The sequence below is a fragment of the Janthinobacterium sp. genome, assembly GCF_009923995.1.
In the GTDB taxonomy this organism is placed as follows: domain Bacteria; phylum Pseudomonadota; class Gammaproteobacteria; order Burkholderiales; family Burkholderiaceae_D; genus Janthinobacterium.
This window is the reverse complement of sequence record NZ_RFSK01000126.1, coordinates 1-4,169: the sequence shown is the minus strand read 5'-3', so window position 1 is coordinate 4,169 and position 4,169 is coordinate 1. Positions and strand designations below refer to the sequence as shown.

Genomic DNA, 4,169 nt, shown 5'->3' with positions numbered 1-4,169 from the left:
CTGCCGGCCGGCCGGCAGCGGGCACCCGCTTAGGGCGTCAGCACCAGGTTCGACGAAATGTCGGTGAGGACGGCCAGCAGATTGGTCTTGATCAGCAAGAAACCGGCAGTGATGGCGGTGGCCATCAATGCCGCAATCAAGCCGTATTCGATTGCCGTAATGCCATCATCATCCTTGACAAACTGCTGTACTGCCGACAGGAAGGTATGCATGACAAGCTCCCAAAAGTGAATCACAAGTCCCTGGCGCAATCGGGTGTGAAACATTGCCCTTTCCTGCTAATATGTTTCCTGCCGTAAATTTCTGCGCCATTACAGTGACTATAAAGCGCCTGCGTTTTGGCAAATTGACGCGTCACAAGTTTCCATATGGAAATTATCAAACCTTGTTGAAATGACGGATACCGCCGACAGATGTTGCGGTGAAGATTGAAAGCCTTCGTCAGGGCAAGTTTTTTGCAACGTCATGCAGCAATCTCATGTATTTACATGAAATATTGCATACGTTAATTGCCTATTAGGCAAAAAGACATTATCCTGCTTAGCTCTTCTTTGGAATGGCCTCTCGCCCAGCGGTACAGTGCGTCATGCCACCAAATAAATCTTGGCTTCTTGTAGACGGACGCGAACATGCTCTTGCTTGATGCAATGCTGGTATGACGACACTTGTGTGACTACTTTCCAGAGAACGACAATGGATTCCCTACTGAAACACATGGTGGACATGACGGGGCACCGCGATCACACGATGCTCGACATTTCCGTGATCTCGGCGGTGCAGGAACTCGCTTCCGCATCGCAGACCCGTGTGCTGGCCCTGAGCACCGTGCGTGGCCAGGTGTTCGTGCGGTCGCGGGCCATCATCGTGGCGGGCAGCGTTGCCCGCATGGAAGACACCAGCGACGCCACCATGCCGGGCGAGCCGCTGTCGGACTACCCGGCGCTGGCCGCCTGCATCGCGCGCCACGAGGCGAGCGCCGACACCCTGTGCGCCGACGGCCGCCACCTGCTGTGGCTGCCCATCTGGATCGGCGACCAGGTCACCACCTGCCTGGAAATCACCAACCCCACGCCGTACACGGGCGCCACCATCCAGGTCATCGGCGGCATCGTCAGCGTCTACCGCAATTTCCAGAACCTGCTCGACTACAGCGAGCGCGATTCGCTCACCGGCTTGTTGAACCGCAAGACCTTCGACGACCAGCTGGCCAAGATCCTGCAGAGCCGCGGCGAACCGGACGCGGACAAGCCCCGTCCCGCCGAGGAAGAACGGCGCCACCATTCCGATACGGAACGCCAGTGGCTGGCCGTGATCGACGTCGACCATTTCAAGCTCGTCAACGATAAATTCGGCCACCTGTACGGCGATGAAGTGCTGATCCTGATCGCCAACCAGCTGCAATCGTCGTTCCGCTCGCAGGACCGCATCTTCCGCTTCGGCGGCGAGGAATTCGTCGTGCTGCTGCGTTCGATCACCCTGGAAAATGCGCAAAAGATCATCGACCGCTTCCGCACCAACGTGGAAGCGCACGACTTCCCGCAAGTGGGGAGAGTCACCGTCAGCGTGGGCTACGTCAGCATCAACGCCTATGAGGCGCCCGTCATCATCCTGGGCCGCGCCGACCAGGCGTTGTACTACGCGAAAAGCCACGGCCGCAACCTGGCCTGCCACTACGATGAACTGGTGGCAAAGGGCATGTTAACGACTATTGCGTCGAACGATACGGCGGAATTCTTCTAGGCATCCGCGAGGGAGAGAAAGCGCATGGGATCGACCTGCCACTTGGCCGCCGACTCATGGCCGACGATCTTGTCGGCGCCGCCGAAGCCGAAGCCGCGCGACAGGTCGACCGTTTCCGGCTTGATGTAGGTCTTGCTCTTCGTACTGAAAAACACGTTCACTTTCGGCGCCAGCAGATTGCTCTCGTGCGCCTCGATGACGACGGCCAGGCGGCCCGATTCCAGCATCACCATGGTGCCTACCGGATAGATACCCACGCAGCGCATGAAGTCCTGGGCAAACACGGGATTGAAGTGGAATTTGCTCCATTCATAGATCTTGCGCAAGGCTTCGGCGGCGGGAATACCCCTGTGGTAGCTGCGGTCCGACGTCAGCGCGTCATACACGTCGACGATGGCGGCCATCTGCGCCAGCTCGCTGATGGCGTCGCCGGCCAGCTGGTCCGGATAGCCGCTGCCGTCGCGCCGTTCGTGGTGGTGCAGGGTGATGTCGAGCGGAATCGGCCCCACCTCGGGCGACTGGCGCAGGATCTCGTAGCCGTCGCGCGGATGGCGCTTGATCTGGGCGAACTCTTCCGGCGTCAGGGGCCCCGGTTTGTTCAGCACGCTGTCGGGCACCAGCGCCTTGCCCGTGTCATGCAGCAAGCCGCCCAGGCCCGCCTGGTGCGTGGCAGCCGCCTCCAGTCCCCGCGAACGGCAAAACGCCACCAGCAGCGCGCACACGCTGACGGAATGCAAAAAGGTGTAATCATCCTTGTTCTTGATGCGCAGCAAACCGACGAGGGCGCCGGGATTGCGCAGGATCGATTCGGTGATATCTTGCACGGTATGCTGCACGCGGTCGAGCTCGACGGCCTTGCCCAGGCGCACGTCGGCCATCACTGAACGCACCAGGCTGGCCGCCTGCCGCCGCACCTGCGTGGCGCGCGCCAGCTCCATGCCCAGCGAGACGCGCGTGACCACTTGCGGCGCGCTGGCGATCTGCACCAGCTCGCGTTCCGTCTCCGCCTTTGCCTGCGCCACGGTGGGCGCATCCTGCACGTCGAGGCCCTTGCCGCTGTCGATCACCACGTCGTGGATGCCGGCCTGCACGATCTTGCGGATCTCCTCGTCGCTGCGCAACAGGAAACGGTTGCGCATGAATGGATGCGTCATCCAGTCGCAACTGAGGTCATGGACGTACATGCCTACTTTTAATTGAGACGAATCAACTTTCTTGAGCATGCTGTCATCCCACAAATACGCGGCTGGAGCACCGGAGGCGCTAGAATGAGTATAACAAAATTGTTATTCTGCTGGCCGCGTTCGGCGCTGCGGCGCAACAGCCTGTTTTTTCCGTTCACCGCTCCGTTGCCGGCGCACTTGCCGGGCAGCGGCGCACACCGCTACTGGGCCCCATGGAACTGCGCCAATTACGCTACTTTGTTGCCATCGTCGACCACGGCTCGCTGTCGCGCGCGGCCCTGACCCTGCACGTGGCGCAGCCGGCCCTGACGCAGCAGCTGCGCCAGCTGGAAGAGGAACTGGGCGTGCAGCTGCTGCACCGCTCGGCCCAGGGCGTGCTCAGCACGGATGCGGGCAAGGTATTCTACGAACACGCGCAGGCGATCCTGAAACAGGTGGCCGACGCCCGCTCGGCCGTCACGCAAAGCGCCACGCGGCCATCCGGCAATGTCACCCTGGGCTTGCCCCACAGTATCTCCGGCGCGCTGGCCCTGCCTTTGCTGCTGGCCGCCCGCGCCCGCTATCCCGAGATCACCCTGCAGCTGACGGAAGAGATCACGGGCAACCTCAACGAACAACTGAAATCGGGCCGCATCAACCTGGCCGTGCTGTTCGACGATGGCCAGCTGGCGCCGTTCGCCTGCAGCCCCGTGGTGGAAGAAGAGATGCGCTTCATTTGCCGCAGCGATTCGCCGTTCGCCCCCGCCGGCAAGGACATCGCGTTCCAGCAGGCACTGGCCGCCACCCTGATCCTGCCGGGCCTGCAGCATGGCGTGCGCCCCCGCATCGACAGCCGCGCCCGCGCACTGGGCCTGGCGGCGACCAACGTGATCGAGATCAACTCGATCGCCATTCTGAAATCGGCCCTGCTGGCCGGCATGGGCGCCACCATCCTGCCCGCCGCCCCCCTGCTGGCGGAACTGGAGAATGGCAGCATGCGCAGCTACGCCATCCACAGCCCTGCCCTGTCGCGCACGGTGGCCCTGTGCGCGTCGAAAAACATTCCCCTGACGAACGCGGGCAATGCCGTGAAGCACCTCGTGCTGCAGGTGGCCGCCGAGCTGTGCGCCAGCGGCCAGTGGGTGGGCGCCCACGTACTCTCCACCACGACATAAGTATTTCTTATACCCCCATCGTCAAAGCGTATTTGCCCCTTCTTCTTCCCCGTTCTACACTGACCACGTTAACTATTTTAAATTTAAAATA

4 protein-coding genes are annotated in these 4,169 nt (G+C 61.3%); 2 read left to right on the top strand and 2 right to left on the bottom strand.

All coding sequences use genetic code 11. The annotated features are described in order from the left end of the window. Nucleotides 1–29: 29 nt before the first annotated feature. Complete coding sequence (locus EBS11_RS28000; RefSeq protein WP_290608752.1) at nucleotides 30–212, bottom strand: Flp family type IVb pilin; 183 nt, start codon at nucleotides 210–212, stop codon at nucleotides 30–32. Between the two features lie 481 nt (nucleotides 213–693). Here EBS11_RS28000 and EBS11_RS27995 point away from each other — a divergent pair, with 481 nt between their 5' ends. Further along, nucleotides 694–1,740, top strand: a complete 1,047-nt coding sequence (locus EBS11_RS27995) for a GGDEF domain-containing protein (protein ID WP_290608750.1) — start codon at nucleotides 694–696, stop codon at nucleotides 1,738–1,740. Here the strand turns inward: EBS11_RS27995 and EBS11_RS27990 are convergent. After that, nucleotides 1,737–2,963 (bottom strand): HD-GYP domain-containing protein, encoded by a 1,227-nt coding sequence (locus tag EBS11_RS27990; protein WP_290608748.1) that lies wholly within the window; start codon nucleotides 2,961–2,963, stop codon nucleotides 1,737–1,739. The two genes, EBS11_RS27995 and EBS11_RS27990, sit on opposite strands and share 4 nt — an antisense overlap. A 173-nt stretch (nucleotides 2,964–3,136) precedes the next feature. Here EBS11_RS27990 and EBS11_RS27985 point away from each other — a divergent pair, with 173 nt between their 5' ends. Beyond that, nucleotides 3,137–4,078: a LysR substrate-binding domain-containing protein gene (locus EBS11_RS27985; RefSeq protein ID WP_290608746.1), complete on the top strand. Its 942-nt coding sequence runs from the start codon at nucleotides 3,137–3,139 to the stop codon at nucleotides 4,076–4,078. The last annotated feature ends 91 nt before the right edge of the window (nucleotides 4,079–4,169 follow it).

Excerpts from the sequence above, each read along its gene's own strand:
- EBS11_RS28000 (WP_290608752.1), bottom strand. The coding sequence starts at position 212 with ATGCATACCTTCCTGTCGGCAGTACAGCAGTTTGTCAAGGATGATGAT.
- EBS11_RS27995 (WP_290608750.1), top strand. The coding sequence starts at position 694 with ATGGATTCCCTACTGAAACACATGGTGGACATGACGGGGCACCGCGAT.
- EBS11_RS27990 (WP_290608748.1), bottom strand. The coding sequence starts at position 2,963 with ATGCTCAAGAAAGTTGATTCGTCTCAATTAAAAGTAGGCATGTACGTC.
- EBS11_RS27985 (WP_290608746.1), top strand. The coding sequence starts at position 3,137 with ATGGAACTGCGCCAATTACGCTACTTTGTTGCCATCGTCGACCACGGC.